The sequence below is a fragment of the Streptomyces sp. NPDC052043 genome, assembly GCF_044548235.1.
Taxonomy (GTDB): domain Bacteria; phylum Actinomycetota; class Actinomycetes; order Streptomycetales; family Streptomycetaceae; genus Streptomyces.
On the sequence record NZ_JBIUBT010000002.1, the window covers coordinates 278,324 to 295,254 of the forward strand.

At 70.3% G+C, this 16,931-nt stretch carries 11 protein-coding genes; 8 read left to right on the forward strand and 3 right to left on the reverse strand.

The window, feature by feature from the left end; translation table 11 throughout:
* Positions 1-112 precede the first annotated feature (112 nt).
* The 6 genes from ACIHCX_RS05915 to ACIHCX_RS05940 all read left to right on the forward strand — a co-directional run bounded on the left by ACIHCX_RS05915 (position 113) and on the right by ACIHCX_RS05940 (position 8,190).
* A complete protein-coding gene (locus tag ACIHCX_RS05915) occupies positions 113-1,213 on the forward strand; it encodes a substrate-binding domain-containing protein (RefSeq protein WP_400026998.1) in 1,101 nt (366 codons plus the stop codon).
* Positions 1,214-1,416: 203 nt separating this feature from the next.
* Positions 1,417-2,208, forward strand: a complete 792-nt coding sequence (locus tag ACIHCX_RS05920; protein WP_400026999.1) for an ATP-binding cassette domain-containing protein — start codon at positions 1,417-1,419, stop codon at positions 2,206-2,208.
* A complete protein-coding gene (locus tag ACIHCX_RS05925) occupies positions 2,205-3,494 on the forward strand; it encodes a sugar ABC transporter permease (RefSeq protein ID WP_400027001.1) in 1,290 nt (429 codons plus the stop codon). Before ACIHCX_RS05920 ends, ACIHCX_RS05925 begins: the two co-directional genes overlap by 4 nt.
* A 188-nt stretch (positions 3,495-3,682) precedes the next feature.
* Positions 3,683-5,650, forward strand: coding sequence for a 1-deoxy-D-xylulose-5-phosphate synthase (gene dxs / locus ACIHCX_RS05930; protein WP_400027002.1), 1,968 nt, complete (start codon positions 3,683-3,685; stop codon positions 5,648-5,650).
* Between the two features lie 173 nt (positions 5,651-5,823).
* The gene (locus ACIHCX_RS05935) at positions 5,824-7,338 is read left to right on the forward strand and encodes an amino acid permease (RefSeq protein WP_400027004.1); all 1,515 of its coding nucleotides are present in this window, start codon (positions 5,824-5,826) and stop codon (positions 7,336-7,338) included.
* Positions 7,339-7,461: 123 nt separating this feature from the next.
* On the forward strand, positions 7,462-8,190 hold the full coding sequence (locus ACIHCX_RS05940; RefSeq protein ID WP_400027006.1) for a sulfite exporter TauE/SafE family protein: 729 nt from the start codon (positions 7,462-7,464) through the stop codon (positions 8,188-8,190).
* 580 nt (positions 8,191-8,770) lie between these two features.
* On the opposite strand, the gene ACIHCX_RS05945 is transcribed toward ACIHCX_RS05940, so the two are convergent.
* Both ACIHCX_RS05945 and ACIHCX_RS05950 read right to left on the reverse strand, forming a co-directional pair.
* Positions 8,771-9,166 (reverse strand): NTP pyrophosphohydrolase, encoded by a 396-nt coding sequence (locus ACIHCX_RS05945; protein ID WP_400027008.1) that lies wholly within the window; start codon positions 9,164-9,166, stop codon positions 8,771-8,773.
* 132 nt (positions 9,167-9,298) lie between these two features.
* Positions 9,299-10,375: an LCP family protein gene (locus tag ACIHCX_RS05950; protein WP_400027010.1), complete on the reverse strand. Its 1,077-nt coding sequence runs from the start codon at positions 10,373-10,375 to the stop codon at positions 9,299-9,301.
* Positions 10,376-10,792: 417 nt separating this feature from the next.
* Between ACIHCX_RS05950 and ACIHCX_RS05955 the strand changes: the two genes are divergently transcribed.
* The gene (locus ACIHCX_RS05955) at positions 10,793-14,581 is read left to right on the forward strand and encodes a CDP-glycerol glycerophosphotransferase family protein (protein ID WP_400027012.1); all 3,789 of its coding nucleotides are present in this window, start codon (positions 10,793-10,795) and stop codon (positions 14,579-14,581) included.
* Positions 14,582-14,738: 157 nt separating this feature from the next.
* Here the strand turns inward: ACIHCX_RS05955 and ACIHCX_RS05960 are convergent, their stop codons facing one another.
* Positions 14,739-15,650 carry an endonuclease/exonuclease/phosphatase family protein gene (locus ACIHCX_RS05960; RefSeq protein WP_400027013.1) on the reverse strand — a complete coding sequence of 304 codons (912 nt, stop codon included), beginning with the start codon at positions 15,648-15,650 and terminating at the stop codon, positions 14,739-14,741.
* 51 nt (positions 15,651-15,701) lie between these two features.
* On the opposite strand from ACIHCX_RS05960, the gene ACIHCX_RS05965 reads away from it, so the two are divergent.
* Positions 15,702-16,895, forward strand: a complete 1,194-nt coding sequence (locus tag ACIHCX_RS05965) for a hypothetical protein (RefSeq protein ID WP_400027015.1) — start codon at positions 15,702-15,704, stop codon at positions 16,893-16,895.
* Positions 16,896-16,931: the final 36 nt, after the last annotated feature.

A 16,931-nucleotide genomic window follows, 5' to 3' on the forward strand; every position in this document is an offset into this window, starting at 1 on the left:
CTCGTTAAGTATTTACTTCTTGACGTCGTACGCGCGGCCGGGATTGACTGCCAGCCACCTCGGCCGCAACGACGCGGCCTCGTCAGGGAGGTTTGAAGAAGTGAACACGCGTATGCGTCGTGCGGCTTTCGCCGTTGCTGCTGGTGCCATGGCCGTCTCGCTCGCCGCATGTGGCAGCGCCAAGGAGTCCGGTGACGGCGCCTCCAAGTCGGCCGGCGGCGAGAAGAAGGGCGACGCCATCAAGGTCGGTCTGCTGCTGCCGGAGAACCAGACGGCCCGTTACGAGAAGTTCGACCGCCCGCTGATCGAGAAGAAGGTCGCGGAGCTGACGGACAACAAGGGCAAGGTCGTCTACGCCAACGCCAAGCAGGACGCCACGCTGCAGAGCCAGCAGGTCGAGACGATGATCACCAACAAGGTGGACGTGCTCATCGTCGACGCCGTGGACGCCGCCGCCATCAAGAGCTCGGTGCAGAAGGCCAAGGACGCCGGCATCCCCGTCGTCGCCTACGACCGCCTGGCCCAGGGCCCGATCGACGCCTACACCTCGTTCGACAACGTGACCGTCGGCAAGACCCAGGGCGAGGCGCTGCTCAAGGCGCTCGGCGACAAGGCCAAGTCCGGCAAGATCGTCATGATGAACGGCTCCTCCACCGACCCGAACGCCAAGCAGTTCAAGGACGGCGCCCACTCGGTGCTCGACGGCAAGGTGAACGTCGGCAAGGAGTACGACACGGCCGAGTGGAAGCCGGAGAACGCCAACAAGAACATGGAAGGCGCCATCTCCGCCATCGGCAAGAAGAACATCGTCGGCGTCTACTCCGCCAACGACGGCATGGCCGGCGGTATCATCACCGCCCTGAAGGCCGCCGGCATCTCCGTGCCGGTCACCGGCCAGGACGCCGAACTCGCGGGCGTGCAGCGCATCGTCTCCGGTGAGCAGTACATGAGCGTCTACAAGCCGTACGCCCCCGAGGCCGACGCCGCCGCCGAGATGGCCGTCGCCCTCGCCCAGGGCAAGTCGCTGGACTCGGTCGCCAAGGACAAGGTCGACAGCCCCACCACCAAGGGTGTCCCCTCGGTCCTGGTCGAGGTCACCTCGCTGACCAAGGACAACATCCAGGACACCGTCGTCAAGGACAAGGTCTACACCGTCGCCGAGATCTGCACCGCCCAGTACAAGGCGGCCTGCGACAAGATCGGTCTGAAGTAACCGGACCGGTCCGCGGCAACGCGACGCAAGCGCCTCCCGCGCCGGGGGAGTTCAGGGGAGTGCACCTCTGAACCCCCTGGGGGAAGCGCCCCAGGCTCCGCCGGCGCCCCGCGTGTCCAGCCCCGCAAGCTCGTGCGGGGCGCCGGACGGAACAACCCCCCAAACTTCTGCACAACCTCCCGCCGGGTCAGGCGGCGAAGGAGATGGTTCACTTGTCCGCTACGCCCGTGCTGGCGTTGCGCGGGGTCTCCAAGCGGTTCGGTGCCGTGCAGGCGCTCACCGACGTAGAGCTTGAGGTCCACGCCGGTGAGGTGGTCGCCCTGGTGGGCGACAACGGCGCCGGAAAGTCCACGCTGGTCAAGACGATCGCCGGCGTGCACCCCATCGATGAGGGACGCATCGAGTGGGACGGCAACGCAGTCCAGATCAACAAGCCGCACGACGCCCAGAACCTCGGTATCGCGACGGTCTACCAGGACCTCGCGCTGTGCGACAACATCGACGTGGTCGGCAACCTCTTCCTCGGCCGGGAGATCCGCCGCCGCGGCGTCCTGGACGAGGTCGAGATGGAGCGCCGCTCCCGCGAACTGCTCGACACGCTGTCCATCCGCATCCCCAGCGTCCGCATCCCGATCGCCTCGCTCTCCGGCGGTCAGCGCCAGGTCGTGGCCATCGCCCGTTCCATGCTCGGCGAGCCCAAGCTGGTCATCCTCGACGAGCCCACCGCCGCCCTCGGCGTGGAGCAGACCGCGCAGGTCCTCGACCTGGTCGAGCGGCTGCGCGAACGCGGTCACGCGGTGATCCTCATCAGCCACAACATGGCCGACGTCAAAGCGGTCGCGGACAAGGTGGCCGTGCTCCGCCTGGGCCGCAACAACGGTGTCTTCGAGGTCAAGACGACCTCCCAGGAAGAGATCATCTCCGCCATCACCGGCGCCACGGACAACGCCGTCACCCGCCGTGCGGCGCGCACCAACGGGGAGATCACGAAGTGAGCATCGACAAGACCTCCACGCCCCCCGAGGACAGCGCGCTGGAGAACTCCGAGGCGGCGGCAGGCGCGGCGACGGCCGTGGACCCCCGCCTGCTGGTGCGCGAGCAGGGCTTCGCGGGCTATCTCACCGAGTTCAAGCGGAAGATGAAGGCCGGTGACCTGGGCTCCGTTCCGGTCATCATCGGCCTGGTGATCATCTGGATCATCTTCCAGAGCCTGAACTCCAACTTCCTCACCCCGGGCAACCTCACCGACATCTCCGTCGCCATGGTCGGCACGGGCATGATCGCCGTCGGCATCGTGTTCGTCCTGCTGCTCGGCGAGATCGACCTGTCGGTCGGCTCGGTCTCCGGTGTCGCGGGCGCCACCTTCGCGGTGCTGAACATCACACACGGGATGAACGAGGTGCTGGCCCTGGTGCTGGCCATCCTCACCGGCACCGTGGCCGGTACCGTCCACGGCTTCTTCTTCGCCCGCATCGGCGTCCCCGCCTTCGCCGTGACGCTGGCCGGACTCCTGTTCTGGCAGGGCTTCATGCTCCAGATCCTCGGGAGCAACGGCACCATCAACCTCGACGACGGCATCGTCACCAATCTCACCGGCTACTACTTCAGCGACGTCGCCGCCGCCTACGGGCTGGCCGTCGTGGCCGTCGCCGGGTACTTCCTCACCGCGTACCTGGGCAGCCGCCGCCGGGAGGCCGCCGGGATCCCGTCCCGCCCGCTCAGCGACATCCTGGTGCGCACCGCGCTGCTGGCCGTCCTCTCCTTCGCCGTGGCGATCGTCTACAACCAGTACAAGGGCCTGCCCCTCGCCGTGGTGATCTTCCTCGCGGTGCTGGTGATCACCGACTTCGTGCTCCGCCGCACCGCCTACGGCCGCAAGGTCTTCGCGCTCGGCGGCAGCGTCGAGGCCTCCCGGCGGGCCGGCATCAACGTGGAGCTGGTCCGGATCTCGGTCTTCGCGATCGCCGGAACCTTCGCCGCGATCGGCGGCCTCTTCGTCGCCTCGAAGATCGCCTCCGCCAACCAGGGCGCGGGCACCGGCGAGTTCCTGATGAACGTCATCGCCGCGGCCGTGATCGGTGGCACGTCCCTCTTCGGTGGCCGCGGCCGCACCTGGGACGCGCTCCTCGGTGTGCTGGTCATCGTCTCGATCCAGTACGGCCTCGCACTGGAGGGCGTCGGCGCGCCGGTCCAGTACATGATCACCGGTGGCGTCCTGCTGGCGACGGTGGTCATCGACGCCGTGACCCGCAAGACGCAGAAGTCGGCGGGCCGCGCGTAAGCTCGCCCGATCCAGGCTGTGCCCGGCACCCACGGTGGTGCTGGGCACAGTCGTTTCATGCCGGACGCGGCACCGGTACCGCCGTCCGAGTGAGGTACGACCCCCGGCCCGGGCACCGGCCGCTGGGACGGAACATTAGACTCGACGAGCCCGACAACAGCTCGATCAGCTCTACGAAGGAGGCACGGGTGCCGCTGCTGACCCGCATCAGGGGACCGCGCGATCTGGACCGGCTCAGCCTGGAGGAGCTCGACCAGCTGGCGCAGGAGATCCGTACCTTCCTCGTCACCGAGGTCTCCAAGACAGGCGGCCACCTGGGCCCCAACCTCGGTGTGGTGGAGCTGACCATCGCCCTGCACCGGGTCTTCCAGTCGCCGAAGGACAAGGTGCTGTGGGACACCGGCCACCAGTCCTACGTGCACAAGCTGCTCACCGGCCGCCAGGACTTCTCCAAGCTGAAGATGAAGGGCGGCCTGTCCGGCTACCCCTCGCAGGCCGAGTCCGAGCACGACGTCATCGAGAACAGCCACGCGTCCACCGTGCTGGGCTGGGCCGACGGCATCGCCAAGGCCAACCAGCTGCTCGAGCGGGACAGCCACGTCGCCGCGGTCATCGGCGACGGCGCGCTGACCGGCGGCATGGCCTGGGAGGCGCTGAACAACATCGCCGACGCCAAGGACCGCCCGCTCGTCATCGTCGTCAACGACAACGAGCGCTCCTACGCGCCCACCATCGGCGGCCTGGCCAACCACCTGGCGACCCTGCGCACCACCGACGGCTACGAACGCTTCCTGGCCCGCACCCGGGAGGTCCTGGAGCGCACCCCGGTCGTGGGCCGGCCGCTGTACGAGACCCTGCACGGTGCCAAGAAGGGCCTGAAGGACTTCATCGCCCCGCAGGGCATGTTCGAGGACCTGGGCCTGAAGTACGTCGGCCCCATCGACGGCCACGACATCGAGGCCCTGGAGTCGGCGCTGGCCCGCGCCAAGCGGTTCAACGGTCCCGTCATCGTGCACTGCCTCACCGAGAAGGGCCGCGGCTACCAGCCCGCCCTCCAGGACGAGGCCGACCGCTTCCACGCCGTCGGCAAGATCCACCCCGACACCGGACTGCCGATCTCGACCTCCGGCGCCGACTGGACCTCCGTGTTCGGCGACGAGATGGTCAGGCTCGGCAAGGAGCGCAAGGACGTCGTCGCCATCACCGCGGCCATGCTCCAGCCGGTCGGCCTGGACAAGTTCGCCAAGGCCTTCCCCGACCGGGTCTACGACGTCGGCATCGCCGAGCAGCACGGCGCCGTCTCCGCGGCCGGCCTCGCCCACGCCGGGGTGCACCCCGTCTTCGCCGTCTACGCCACCTTCCTCAACCGCGCCTTCGACCAGGTCCTGATGGACGTGGCCCTGCACAAGTGCGGGGTGACCTTCGTCCTGGACCGGGCCGGTGTCACCGGCACCGACGGCGCCTCCCACAACGGCATGTGGGACATGTCGATCCTTCAGGTCGTCCCGGGGCTGCGGCTGGCCGCCCCGCGCGACGCCGACCAGGTCCGCGCCCAGCTGCGCGAGGCCGTCGAGGTCGAGGACGCGCCGACCGTGGTCCGCTTCTCCAAGGGCGCCGTCGGCCCCGCCGTGCCCGCGGTGGGCCGCGTCGGCGGCATGGACGTCCTGCGCGAGCCCGGCACCGACACCCCGGACGTCCTCCTCGTCTCCGTCGGCGCCCTCGCCCCGATGTGCCTGGAGGTGGCCACGCTCCTCGACAAGCAGGGCATCACCACCACCGTCGTCGACCCGCGCTGGGTCAAGCCCGTCGACGACGCCATGGCCCCGCTCGCCGCGCGGCACCGCGTGGTCGTCACCGTCGAGGACAACTCCCGCGTCGGCGGCGTCGGCTCGGCGGTCGCCCAGGCCCTGCGCGACGCGGGCGTGGACATGCCGCTGCGCGACTTCGGCATCCCGCCGCGCTTCCTCGACCACGCCTCCCGCGCGGAGGTGCTGGCGGAGATCGGCCTGACCGCGCCGGACATCGCCCGTCAGGTCACGGGCCTGGTCTCCAAGCTGGACGGCCGGTTCGAGCGGCCGGAGCCGACGGTCGAGGCGGCGGTCGACGCGGAGGTCGAGGCGCAGGTCGACGCGGCGGTACAGCCCGCGCGCGACTGAGCAGCGGAACCGCCGGGACCGTCGGCTGACGGCACGGGCCGGTCGTACCCCCTCTTACGGGTGGCGCGACCGGCCCGTCTGCGTGAACCTGCGAGTGCCGGGGCATACGCATCCCCAGCTCTCTCGATCATGCCGAGCCATGTCGAGGACGACCAGCAGGGGAGGTCACGCCCGTGAGCAGCACGCTCTTCAGGACGAAGAACGTCGAGCAGTCGATCCAGGACACCGAGGAACCCGAGCACGCTCTCAGAAAGTCCCTCTCCGCCCTCGACCTGACCGTCTTCGGCGTCGGTGTCATCATCGGCACCGGCATCTTCGTCCTCACCGGCACGGCGGCCAGGAACACCGCCGGCCCCGCCGTCTCCCTGTCCTTCGTCGTGGCCGGGGTGGTCTGCGCGCTCGCCGCGCTCTGCTACGCGGAGTTCGCCTCCACGGTTCCGGTGGCCGGCTCCGCCTACACCTTCTCCTACGCCTCGCTCGGCGAGTTCCCCGCCTGGATCATCGGGTGGGACCTGGTGCTGGAACTCGCGCTCGGCACCGCGGTGGTCGCCGTCGGATGGTCCGGGTACATCCACTCGCTGCTCGACAACGCGGGCTGGCACCTGCCCGAGTACCTCAGCGGCCGGGACACCGCGACCGGTTTCGGCTTCGACATCCTCGCCGCCCTCCTGGTCCTGGTCCTCACCGTCATCCTCGTCCTCGGCATGAAGCTGTCCGCGCGGGTCACCACGGTCGTCGTCGCCGTCAAGGTGGCGGTGGTGCTCGTCGTGATCATCGCGGGTGCCTTCTTCGTCAAGGGCGGCAACTTCGACCCGTTCATCCCGAAGCCGCAGCCGGTGCCCGCGGGCGGCACCCTCAAGGCACCGCTCATCCAGCTGATGTTCGGCTGGGCGCCCTCGAACTTCGGTGTGATGGGCATCTTCACCGCCGCGTCCGTCGTCTTCTTCGCCTTCATCGGCTTCGACGTCGTGGCCACCGCGGCCGAGGAGACCCGCAACCCGCAGCGCGACGTGCCGCGCGGCATCCTCGGCTCGCTGGTCATCTGCACCGTGCTCTACGTCGCCGTGTCGATCGTCGTCACCGGTATGCAGAAGTACAGCGCGCTGTCCGTGGACGCGCCGCTCGCCGACGCGTTCAAGGCCACCGGGCACCCGTGGTACGCGGGCCTGATCAGCTTCGGCGCGGCCGTCGGACTGACCACGGTGTGCATGATCCTGCTGCTGGGGCAGGCCCGGGTCTTCTTCGCGATGAGCCGGGACGGGCTGCTGCCCCGGTTCTTCTCGCACACCCACCCGCGGTTCCGCACCCCGTACCGGCCGACCATCCTGCTCGGCGTGGTCATCGCCGTCGTGGCCGGCTTCACCAGCCTGAGCGAACTCGCCGAACTCGTGAACATCGGCACCCTGTTCGCGTTCATCGTGGTCGCGATCAGCGTGATCATCCTGCGCAACACCCGCCCCGACCTGCCCCGCGCCTTCCGCACCCCCTGGGTCCCGGTGATCCCGGTCCTCTCCGTCTGCGCCTCCTTCTGGCTGATGCTCAACCTCCCGGCCGAGACCTGGCTCCGCTTCGCCATCTGGATGGTCATCGGCTTCGTCGTGTACTTCCTCTACGGCCGCACCCACAGCAGGCTCGGCCAACGCCAGGCGCTGGAGCGCCGCGGGGAGGGTGAGGCGGGCGCCTCCTAGCGGACAGCGGCGAGGCCGTTCGACGGGCCCCCCGGGCGGCCGGCGTCCTGCTGCTCGGTAGTGTTCGGGCAGCTACGGGGACGGACGGGCCACCCCGGCGGCAGCGGGCCGGAGGGGGAGCAGGTGACAGCGACCCTGATCGCCGAGGTGGCGCTGGTGACGACGCTGGCGTCGTTCGCGCAGGCGCTGAGCGGCTTCGGGTTCGCGCTGGTGGCGGTGCCGTTGCTGACGCTGCTGACCAGCCCTCAGAACGCCGTCGTGGTGGTCACCGCGCTGGGCGGGGTGCTCTCGCTGGCGGTCTGCGTCCACCAGCGGGAGCACGTCGGTGTGCGCACCGCGGGGCTGGTGAGCGCGGCGGGACTGGCCGGCATGCCGCTCGGGCTGCTCGCGGTGACGGTGCTCGGCGCCCGCTCGCTGTCGGCCCTCATCGCCTGCGTGGTGCTGGTGTTCGCCGTCCTGATCGGCCGCGGCCTGACCTTCCGGCGCGGGACGGGCCCCACGATCGCCTCGGGTTTCGCCAGCGGGGCGCTGCTGACCGCGACCGGTATGAACGGACCGCCGCTGGTCGCCACCTTCCAGGCGATGGGACTGGCGCCCCGCGAGTTCCGGGCCACGCTCCAGGCCACGTTCTGCGTCCAGGACGCCCTGGCCCTCGCCGGATTCCTCGCCGTCGGCCGGCTGACCGCGGACAGCCTGCTGCTGACCGGCGTGGGGCTTCCCGGCCTGCTGGTGGGCTGGTGGCTCGGCGACCGCCTCTTCGCCCGCACGGACCCCGCCCGCTTCAAGCGGATCGTCCTCGGCGTCCTGGTGGCCAGCGCCTGTGTGGCCCTCTACCAGGCCACACCGAACTGACCCACCCCGACCACACGCTTTCCCCCTGCCCGGCCCCGCGACCGACTCCCCGGCCCGAAGCCACCGCGGCCACCGGTCCGGGGCCCAGGCTGGGGCTGGGGCCGGGCCGTGGGGACTTGGGACGGGGTCCTGGGCCGAAGCCGGGGCCAGTTCGGTCGGGGCTGGAGCCGGGCTCCGGTCCGGAGTCGGAGCCGAGGGGACTCGGGCCCACGCTGGGGCCGGGGTGGGACTCGGGCCGGGGCCTGGGCCGGGGCCGAGGCCGGGAACGGAGCGGGGCTCGGGCGCGGGCCGGGGTAGGAGTTGGGTCGGGTTCCTGGGCTGAGGCCGGGGCCAGTTCGGCGCTGGGGCTGGAGCTGGGGCTGGAGCCGAAGTCGGGGCGGGACTCGGGCCGCGGCCAGAGCCGGGCTCGGGGCCGAGGGCGGGCCCTGGGACACAGCCTGAGCGGGACTCGGGACTCGGGACTCGGGACTCGGGACTCGGGACGGGGCCCTGGGCCGAAGCCGGGGCGGGACTCCGGACGGGTCCGGGCCGAAGCCGGCGCCGGCGTCGAATGTGGGCCCTGGGGCCGAGGCTGGGCGGGCTACGGCTCGGAGCTGGGTTTCGAGGTGGGGCCGTGCAGCGTGCGTGGGCCCAGTGTGGTGGCGCCCGTCGACGCGACCCGGCGGCGGAGTTCGCGGTCGGCGGTGACGACCACGCGGACCCGGTCCGCCGCGGCGGCGACCAGGCCGACGATGTGGTCGTCACCGCTGCCGGGGGCCTCCTCGACCCGTACGCCGGGCACGGACGGCACGCCCCGCGCGGCGCCCTCCAGGACCAGGACGATCTCCAGCGGACCCGGCACACCCGGAACGCCTTGCTCGGCGTACCCGGCGAGCCGGTCGCGCAGGCGTTCGGCGGCGGCCCGCCGGTCGCGCCACCACCCGTCGGGTACGGAGCCGACGACGTTGGCCCCGTCGACGATCAGCAGGGTCGGCATCCCGGGTCGTTCCTTCCGGTCGGGACCGGACACGCTACCGGTGCCGCTGACGTGGTGGGCCCGCGGGCTCGTCGCCCGACCCGCCCCGCCCGGCGGGCACCGGCTCCGCCGCGTGGATCTCCGCCGCGTGGATCAACCGCCCGTCGCCGGGGACTTCCGGGCGGACTCCGGGATGGCGGTGTCGTCGTGGAGCGCCTTCCACAGCTCGGTCGCCTGAGGCTCCGCGGCCACGACGCGGTTGGGGTCGGTCTTGTCGTACATCACCGGCAGCATGATCGTCTCCATGCTGGACGGGTCGACCCCGTTCAGACTGCGCCCGAACTCCGCCAGCTTGGTGAGGGAGGCCAGCTCGGAGTCGGTGGTGAGGGCCGCGGTGAGCTTGTCGGCGATCGTGTACGCCTTGGTGGGGCTGCCCAGGAGGTCCTGCTTCTTGATCTCGCCCAGCAGGTCCAGCATGAACTGCTGCTGGAGGCTGATGCGTCCGAGGTCGCTGCCGTCCCCGATGCCGTGTCGGGTGCGGACGAACTGGAGGGACTGGGTGCCGTCCAGGCGGTGAGTGCCGGCGGTCAGGTCCAGGCCGCTGGACTTGTCGTGGATGTCCTGGTCCACGGTGACGGTGACCCCGCCTACCGCGTCCACCAGCCCCTTGAAGCCGGCGAAGTCGATCTCCATGTAGTGGTCCATGCGGATGCCGGACATCTTCTCCACGGTCTTCACCACACAGGCCGGGCCGACCTGCCCGTAGATGGAGTTGAACATCACGCGGTTCGCCGACGCCACCGTGGTGCCGTCGGACTTCGTGCACTCGGGCCGGGTCACCAGGGTGTCGCGGGGAATGCTGATGGCGACGGCCTCGGTGCGGCCCTCGGGTATGTGCATCACCAGCGCGGTGTCGGAGCGGGCGCCGGCGACCTTTCCGGTGTTGAGCGCGGCGTTGGCGCCGGCGCGGGAGTCGGAGCCGAGGATCAGGAGGTTCTGCCCGGAGGTGGGCAGCTTCTCGGGCCGGTCGTCGCCGATGGCCCGGTCGATGTCGACGCCCTTGATGTTGCTGTCCAGGCTGTTGAAGAGCCAGTAGGCGACGCCGCCCGAGACCAGCACCAGCACCAGCAGCGTCAGCAGCACGATGCTTCCCCAACGCCGCTTGCGCCGCGGGGGGTGCTCGCCGTCCGGCGCCTCGGCGGCACGCGGGGGCTCCATCGTTTTCGACATCGGGTTCGGTTCCTCTCCATACGGGCTCCGCTCCGGCGGAGTGGCAGGGCCCGGGTGGGGGAGGCCGGCCCACTGCGTGGTCAATGCAGTGGGGAGAACTATAAGCAACTCCACCTGCGGTTCCTGCCGGTGGGCGACCTGGGGGGCGGTTCGTCGGTCCCACGTCCCGCTCTCCCTTGACCTTCCTTAAGATCGACATAAGATGTCGAAATCGTGAACGGCGGATGAGGGGGGCTCAAGCCCGTCTTCACGAGAATCGTGCGATGTTCCACGCGGCCAGGAGCCGCGCGGGCACGCCGAGCAGCGGGGGTAGGCGTCCACTGTGGAGTGGTGTGCCGTCCGGTGGGCGAAGTGCATTAGTGGGAGTACGAGTTGGCGGTCCATCCGCGTCTGAGTGTTGTCGTTCCGTTTCAGGACGTGGAGGTCTACCTCGCGGAGTGCCTGGAGTCGATGGCACGTCAGTCGTTCCGTGACTTCGAGGTGATCCTCGTCGACGACGGCTCCACCGACGGGTCCACCGCGATCGCCGAGGACTTCTGCGCTCGTGACCCGCGCTTCCGGCTCCTCCGTCAGGAGTCGCACGGCCCCGGCCACGCCCGCAACACCGGCCTGCGCGCGATGCACCCCGAGGGCGAGTTCCTCGCCTTCGTCGACGGCGACGACGTCATCCCCGAGTACACCTACCAACTGCTGGTGCGCACCCTGGAGGAGTCCGGCTCGGACTTCGTCTCCGGCAACGTGCAGATGATGAACTCCACGAAGAAGTGGCAGTCCCCGCTGCACAAGGGCCCGATGCAGAAGAACCGGCGCGGTACCCACATCACCAGGTTCGAGGCGCTGATCTACGACCGCACCGTTTGGAACAAGGTGTTCCGGCGGTCCTTCTGGGACCGGCACTCCATCGAGTTCCCCGAGGGCGTCCTGTACGAGGACTCCTGGGTCAACATGTTCGCCCATTTCCGGGCCGACAAGGTCGACGTCGTCACCGACATCGTCTACTTCTGGCGCCGCCGGGAGGGCGGGGCGGCCCCCTCGATCACGCAGCGCCACACCGAACTGTCCAACCTGCGCGACCGGGTCCTGGCGGTGCAGTCGGTCAGCCGCTTCCTCGCCGTCCAGGGCTCGGACGTGTACGAGGAGAGCAAGCGCAAGTACGACCTCGCCTGCCTGAAGTCCGACCTGATGCTCCATCTGAAGGTGCTGCCGGAGGCCGACGAGGAGTACCGCGAGGCCTTCATGCAGTGGGCCAACGAGTTCCTCGACGAGGCCGACCTCACCATCATCGACGAACTGCCCGCGGAGGCCCGGGTCAAGTGGCACCTGGTGCGGGCCGGGCGGCTGACCGAGCTTCTCGAGGTCATCGCGTTCGAGCGGCGCGGCGGCCCGATGCCCGTGCACCGGCGTTTCCACCGCTACCTGAACTACCCCTACCTCGGGGACCGGGAGGTGGGCCTGGACAAGAAGGCCTACCGCCTGGACAAGGAGTTCTCCCTGCACGGTTCGCTCACCGGCGCCCGCTGGAACGGCGACTCCGATCTGCTGACGCTCACCGGCACCGCGTACATCCGTTTCATCAATGTGCACAAGAAGCACATGTCGGTGAAGGCGATCGCGCTGCGCAACAAGAAGCAGGGGCGGACGCTCGTCGCCCCGGCGAAGACGACCTACGCCCCGGAGGCCACCGAACAGTCGCAGCAGAATCGTTACTGTTACGACTGGGCCGGTTTCGAGGCGCGCTTCGACACGAGCCGCCTGAAGCAGAAGGACAAGTGGGTCGAGGGAACCTGGGACATCGCCGCCGGTGTCCTCAGCCGCGGGCTGTTCCGCTACCAGGGCGTCGACCGGGGCGCCGCCAACAGCGCCGCCAACCCGCCGTACCGCTACGTCGACCGCAACACCCGCGTCCTGCCGCTGTTCGTGCAGGGCAAGCTCAAGCTGCGCGTGGAGATCGTGCGCTGCCGGATCACCGGACACCGCCTCGTCGGTGAACAGCTCGAGATCCGGGGCGTCTACCTCGGCCCGACCGTGCCCGCATGGGGCAAGTTCCGGATCACCGACATGGGCGGTGCCGGGCGCCACGACGCCGGGGTGCGCTTCACCCCGGGCGGCGAGGGCTGGAGCACCTTCACCACCCGGCTGCCGCTGAGCGCACTCGTCCCGGGTTTCCGGGCCGGCGCGCAGGACCAGGAGGAGATCCCGCGGTCCTGGAACATGGGCGGCAACGGCTGGAAGACCACCTTCCACGTCGAGGGCCGGAAGATGACGATCTACCCGGTCATGGCCGAGGGCACGGCCGACGGGCACTACCGCATGCCCGCCTCGCTCCAGACCCGTGAAGGCGACCGCGAGCTCGTCGTGCACCGCAACGGCTCGGGCTACCTGGTCCTGTTCGAGCGCGCGACCCTGCCCACGGTGACCCGTTTCGCCTGGCGCGAGGACGGCTCGCTCGAGGTCGGCGGCCGGTACGCGGCCGCGGACCGGCTCTCCGCGGCCGAGCACCAGGCGGCCCACATGGTCGTGCGCTCACGGGCGCACGGCGCCGAGCGCGAGGTCCCCCTCGTCTGGGACGGCGACGACTTCCGCTGCGTGCTGACCCCCGCCGCGATGCGGACCCTGGCCGGCGACATCCCGCTCGCGGCCGGCCGCTGGGACTTCTTCCTGCGCCGCCAGGACCTGTCCGCGGTGGCCCGCGAGGACCGGCTCGACGACCTGATGATGAAGATCGAGCAGGATCTCGTGGCCGCGTTCCCGCAGGACTACGAGGCGAACGAGCGCCGCTACGAGCTCCAGGCGGAGGCCTACGACCGCCTGAGCCTGCTCGTCCACTCCGCCATGCCCGACGACGCCCGCGGCCCGTACCGCCAGAAATTGCTGCGCACCAAGGCCTATCCGGCGGCCCGTCGCACACCGGTGCGCCCCGCGGTGCTCTTCGACACCTTCAAGGGCACCCAGTACTCCGACAGCCCCCGGGCCCTGCACGAGGAACTGATCCGGCGCGGCGTCCGCCTCGACCACCTGTGGGTCGTACGGGACGACCAGGTTCCGCTCCCGTCGAGCGTGAAGGCCGTCCGCATGTGGTCCCCCGAGTGGTACGAGGCCCTGGCCACCAGCCGGTACGTGGTCGCCAACAACCACCTCCCCGACTGGTTCGTCAAGCGCGAGGGCCAGGTGGTCGTGCAGACCTGGCACGGCACACCGCTGAAGAAGATCGGCCACGACATCGAGGCCATCCACTTCGCCGACCAGCGCTACCTGGAACGGGTCGAGAAGGAGGTGCGCAACTGGGACATGCTGGTCTCGCCCAACAGCTTCTCCACCCCGATCCTCAAGCGCGCCTTCGGCTTCCCCGGCGAGATGGTCGAGTGCGGCTATCCGCGCAACGACATCCTGCGCCGCCCCGGCACGGAGCAGCGCGAGCAGTGGATCCGCCGGCGCATCGGGCTGCCCAGGGGCAAACGCGTCGTCCTGTACGCCCCCACCTGGCGCGACGACCAGTTCTACGCACCGGGCAAGTACAAGCTCGACTTCCGCGTCGACCTCGCCGACGCCCGCGCCCGGCTGGGCGACGACCACGTGCTCCTGGTCCGGCGCCATCCCAACGTGGTGGACCCGGTGCCGGGGGCCGGGGACGGCTTCGTCTTCGACGTCTCCGACTACCCGGACATGGCGGACCTCTCCCTCATCACCGACGTGATGATCACTGACTACTCGTCCCTGATGTTCGACCACGTCAACACCGGCCGCCCGATCCTCTTCTTCACCTACGACCTCGACCACTACCGCGACACCCTGCGCGGCTTCTACTTCGACTTCGAGCGCAGCGCGCCCGGCCCCCTGGTGTCCAGCTCGGAGGACCTGGTGACCGCCATCCGGGACATCGACCGCATCCAGGACGCGTACGCCGAGCGCTACCGCCGGTTCCAGCGCGAGTTCTGCGACCTGGACGACGGGTATGCCGCCGCACGGCTCGCCGACCGCATGCTGGTCGCGGGCGGCGACCTCGCGCCCGAGGACGCGCACGCTCCGGCGGTGGGCACGGTCGGCACCCGGCACGCGGGCCGCGCGCTCACCCCGCTGTACGGGGACGCCCAGGACCGGTACGCCCAGGCGGTGCCGATGAGGCCGACACGGCTCCGGCGGCCGCTGGAGCGGGCGATCCGGCCGGATCCGGACGGCGACCGTACCCACGAGGGCGTGATCGTGTGACGCCGACGAAGAGTGGCCGGGCCCCTGGATGTTCGTCCGGCCGGCCGGCCGCCCCGAACAGCCGTCGACGGCCATGACCGCGCCCGTGGAGCAGCCGGAGGCGGTCACTGCGTCGGGTACCTCCGCACGCCCGGACGGGGGTTCCGCCGGCGCTTCCTCATCCCGTGCGCACCTGGAGCAGCAGGGCGAAGTGGTCGGAGGCGCCGGTGTCGCGCACGGTGCACCGGACGCGGGGAAGTCCGGTGAACAGGTAGTCCAGCTTGTGCCCGGAAAGATGCGTGGCACGGCCGGAACGGGACGACGCGGACGCCTGGTCGCACTCCTGGTGCGTGCCGTAGGGGCCGCCCGACCAGACCCACGAGGAGGGATTGCGCGGTCCCGGCGGATCCACGTTCAGATCACCGCCGTAGACGGTGCGCCGCGCGGGTACCGCGGCCGCCAGCGCCCTGAGCTGGTCGTCGCGCAGCTCCCAGTCCGGATGGGCCCGGTCGCTTCCGCGCGGGCTGAGGTGGGCGGTGCACACCCGCAGGCCACGCGACGCGACGGTGGCACACAGGATGCCCCGCCGCAGTCCCACGGTGGGCTGCTGGGCGGTCACCGTGGCGACAGCGGACAGCCGGTACGACGAGAGCAGCGCGAAACCGGCGGCGCCCTGCCCGGGTTCGGCGCAGCGGACGCCGCTGGTGCGACCCGAGGCGTCGCGCCAGGTGTACGGCCGGAACTCCGTGTGCCAGGTCCGGCCGAGGGCCGCGCGTACCGTCTCCAGGTCACCGGCACAGGCCTCCTGAAGCAGGACCACGCGGGCCCCGGACCGGGTGACGAGCCCTTCCAGCTCACCCCGCTTCACGGCGCGGCTCCCGGTGCCCCGGCAGTTCCACTGCTCCACCCCGCACATGTTCCAGGTCGCCACGGTGAGCGTCCGCTCCGCCGCGGAGGACCGGGCAGGACCGGACGCCCGTCCCGCGGTCAGTGCGGCGGCGAGGCCCAGCAGCGCCGCCGCGGCGGCGACCACCCTGCGCCCGGGACGTCCGCGACGGCGGGGAACGGGTCGGGGGATGGTCCAGGGCATCGGGACATCATGACCGGTCGATCCGTCACACGCCAACGAGTGGAACCCACCATGTCTCAAGCACCCGCGAAGGGCCGCCAGGTGATTCAGGGGACATACGTCTCCGGCGGCTGTCCCGTCGAGTACCGGTTCTCCCACGCGAGGAGCGGCAACCGGCACCTGATGGTCGTCTTCGCCAACCTCTTCGCCCCGGACGACTACGGCTGGGCGACGGGCATCCTCGACAACCTCCGGTCCAACATCCTGTGGATCCGCGACCGGTTCGACGGCGGCAACACGTACTACCTGTGCAAGGACATGGACTTCGCCGTCGAGCGGTCCGTGATCGGGCTCATCTCGAAGGTGATGACGTCCCTGGGGCTCACACCCGGCGACGTCACGCTCTGGGGGAGCTCGAAGGGCGGGAGCGCGGCGCTGCACTTCGGCCTGCGGTACGGATTCCGCAACATCGTCGCCAGTGTTCCGCAGTTGCGGATCGGCACCTTCGTGCGCGACGTGTATCCGCAGACCGGCCGGCACCTGCTGGGGGAGTCGATGCCGGAGGACAACGTCGCCCTCCTCGACTCGGTCCTGCCCGGCCTGCTGGAGTCGGGTGCGAACCGGGACGCGCACATCTACCTGGTCTCCTCGCCACAGGACGAGCAGTACGCCGACCAGGTGGAGCCGTTCCTCGGGCTGCTGCGGCGCTACCCCAACTTCAACTTCATCCTCAGCGAGTCGCCGTTCATCAGCGACCACGGGAAGGTGACCCAGCGCAACGCGCCGCTTCTCCTCGGGATCGCCTATCTGCTCGTCGAGGGGATCGCCCCCCGGATCGGCCTGACCGGCCACGGGTACGAGGAGCCCGACGCCGACAAGGCGCAGATCGACGCCTTCCTGAAGTCGACGTCGGTGGTGCGGGACCAGTTCGCCCCGCCCGTCGTGACCGTGCCCGCGGCGGACGGGGAACTGCCGCCCACAGGTGTCCACTTCGCGGGGCGCGCGCCCGGCGGCGTGCGCGTCAGCATCTGGGAGAACGGCACCTACCTTGCGTCCGCTCCGGTCGCCGCCGACGGTGGCTGGGCCTGGCACCGCGACACACCGTGGAGCACGGGCCCGCACCTGGTCAGGCTCTTCGCCGTGGACGCGGACGGCCGTCAGTCCGGGCGTACCGATGTCCGCTTCACCGTGTCCGGGAACGCGGCGGTGCGGCCGGACGCGCTCGCCGTGAACGTCCCCACGGGCGCGGCGTCCACCGGGCACTGAGCCCAGCCGAGTTCGCAGCACTTCAGAGACTGGATC

Excerpts from the sequence above, each read along its gene's own strand:
- ACIHCX_RS05915 (WP_400026998.1), top strand. The coding sequence starts at position 113 with ATGCGTCGTGCGGCTTTCGCCGTTGCTGCTGGTGCCATGGCCGTCTCG.
- ACIHCX_RS05920 (WP_400026999.1), top strand. The coding sequence starts at position 1,417 with ATGGTTCACTTGTCCGCTACGCCCGTGCTGGCGTTGCGCGGGGTCTCC.
- ACIHCX_RS05945 (WP_400027008.1), bottom strand. The coding sequence starts at position 9,166 with ATGCCGACCCTGCTGATCGTCGACGGGGCCAACGTCGTCGGCTCCGTA.
- ACIHCX_RS05950 (WP_400027010.1), bottom strand. The coding sequence starts at position 10,375 with ATGTCGAAAACGATGGAGCCCCCGCGTGCCGCCGAGGCGCCGGACGGC.
- ACIHCX_RS05960 (WP_400027013.1), bottom strand. The coding sequence starts at position 15,650 with ATGCCCTGGACCATCCCCCGACCCGTTCCCCGCCGTCGCGGACGTCCC.
- ACIHCX_RS05965 (WP_400027015.1), top strand. The coding sequence starts at position 15,702 with ATGTCTCAAGCACCCGCGAAGGGCCGCCAGGTGATTCAGGGGACATAC.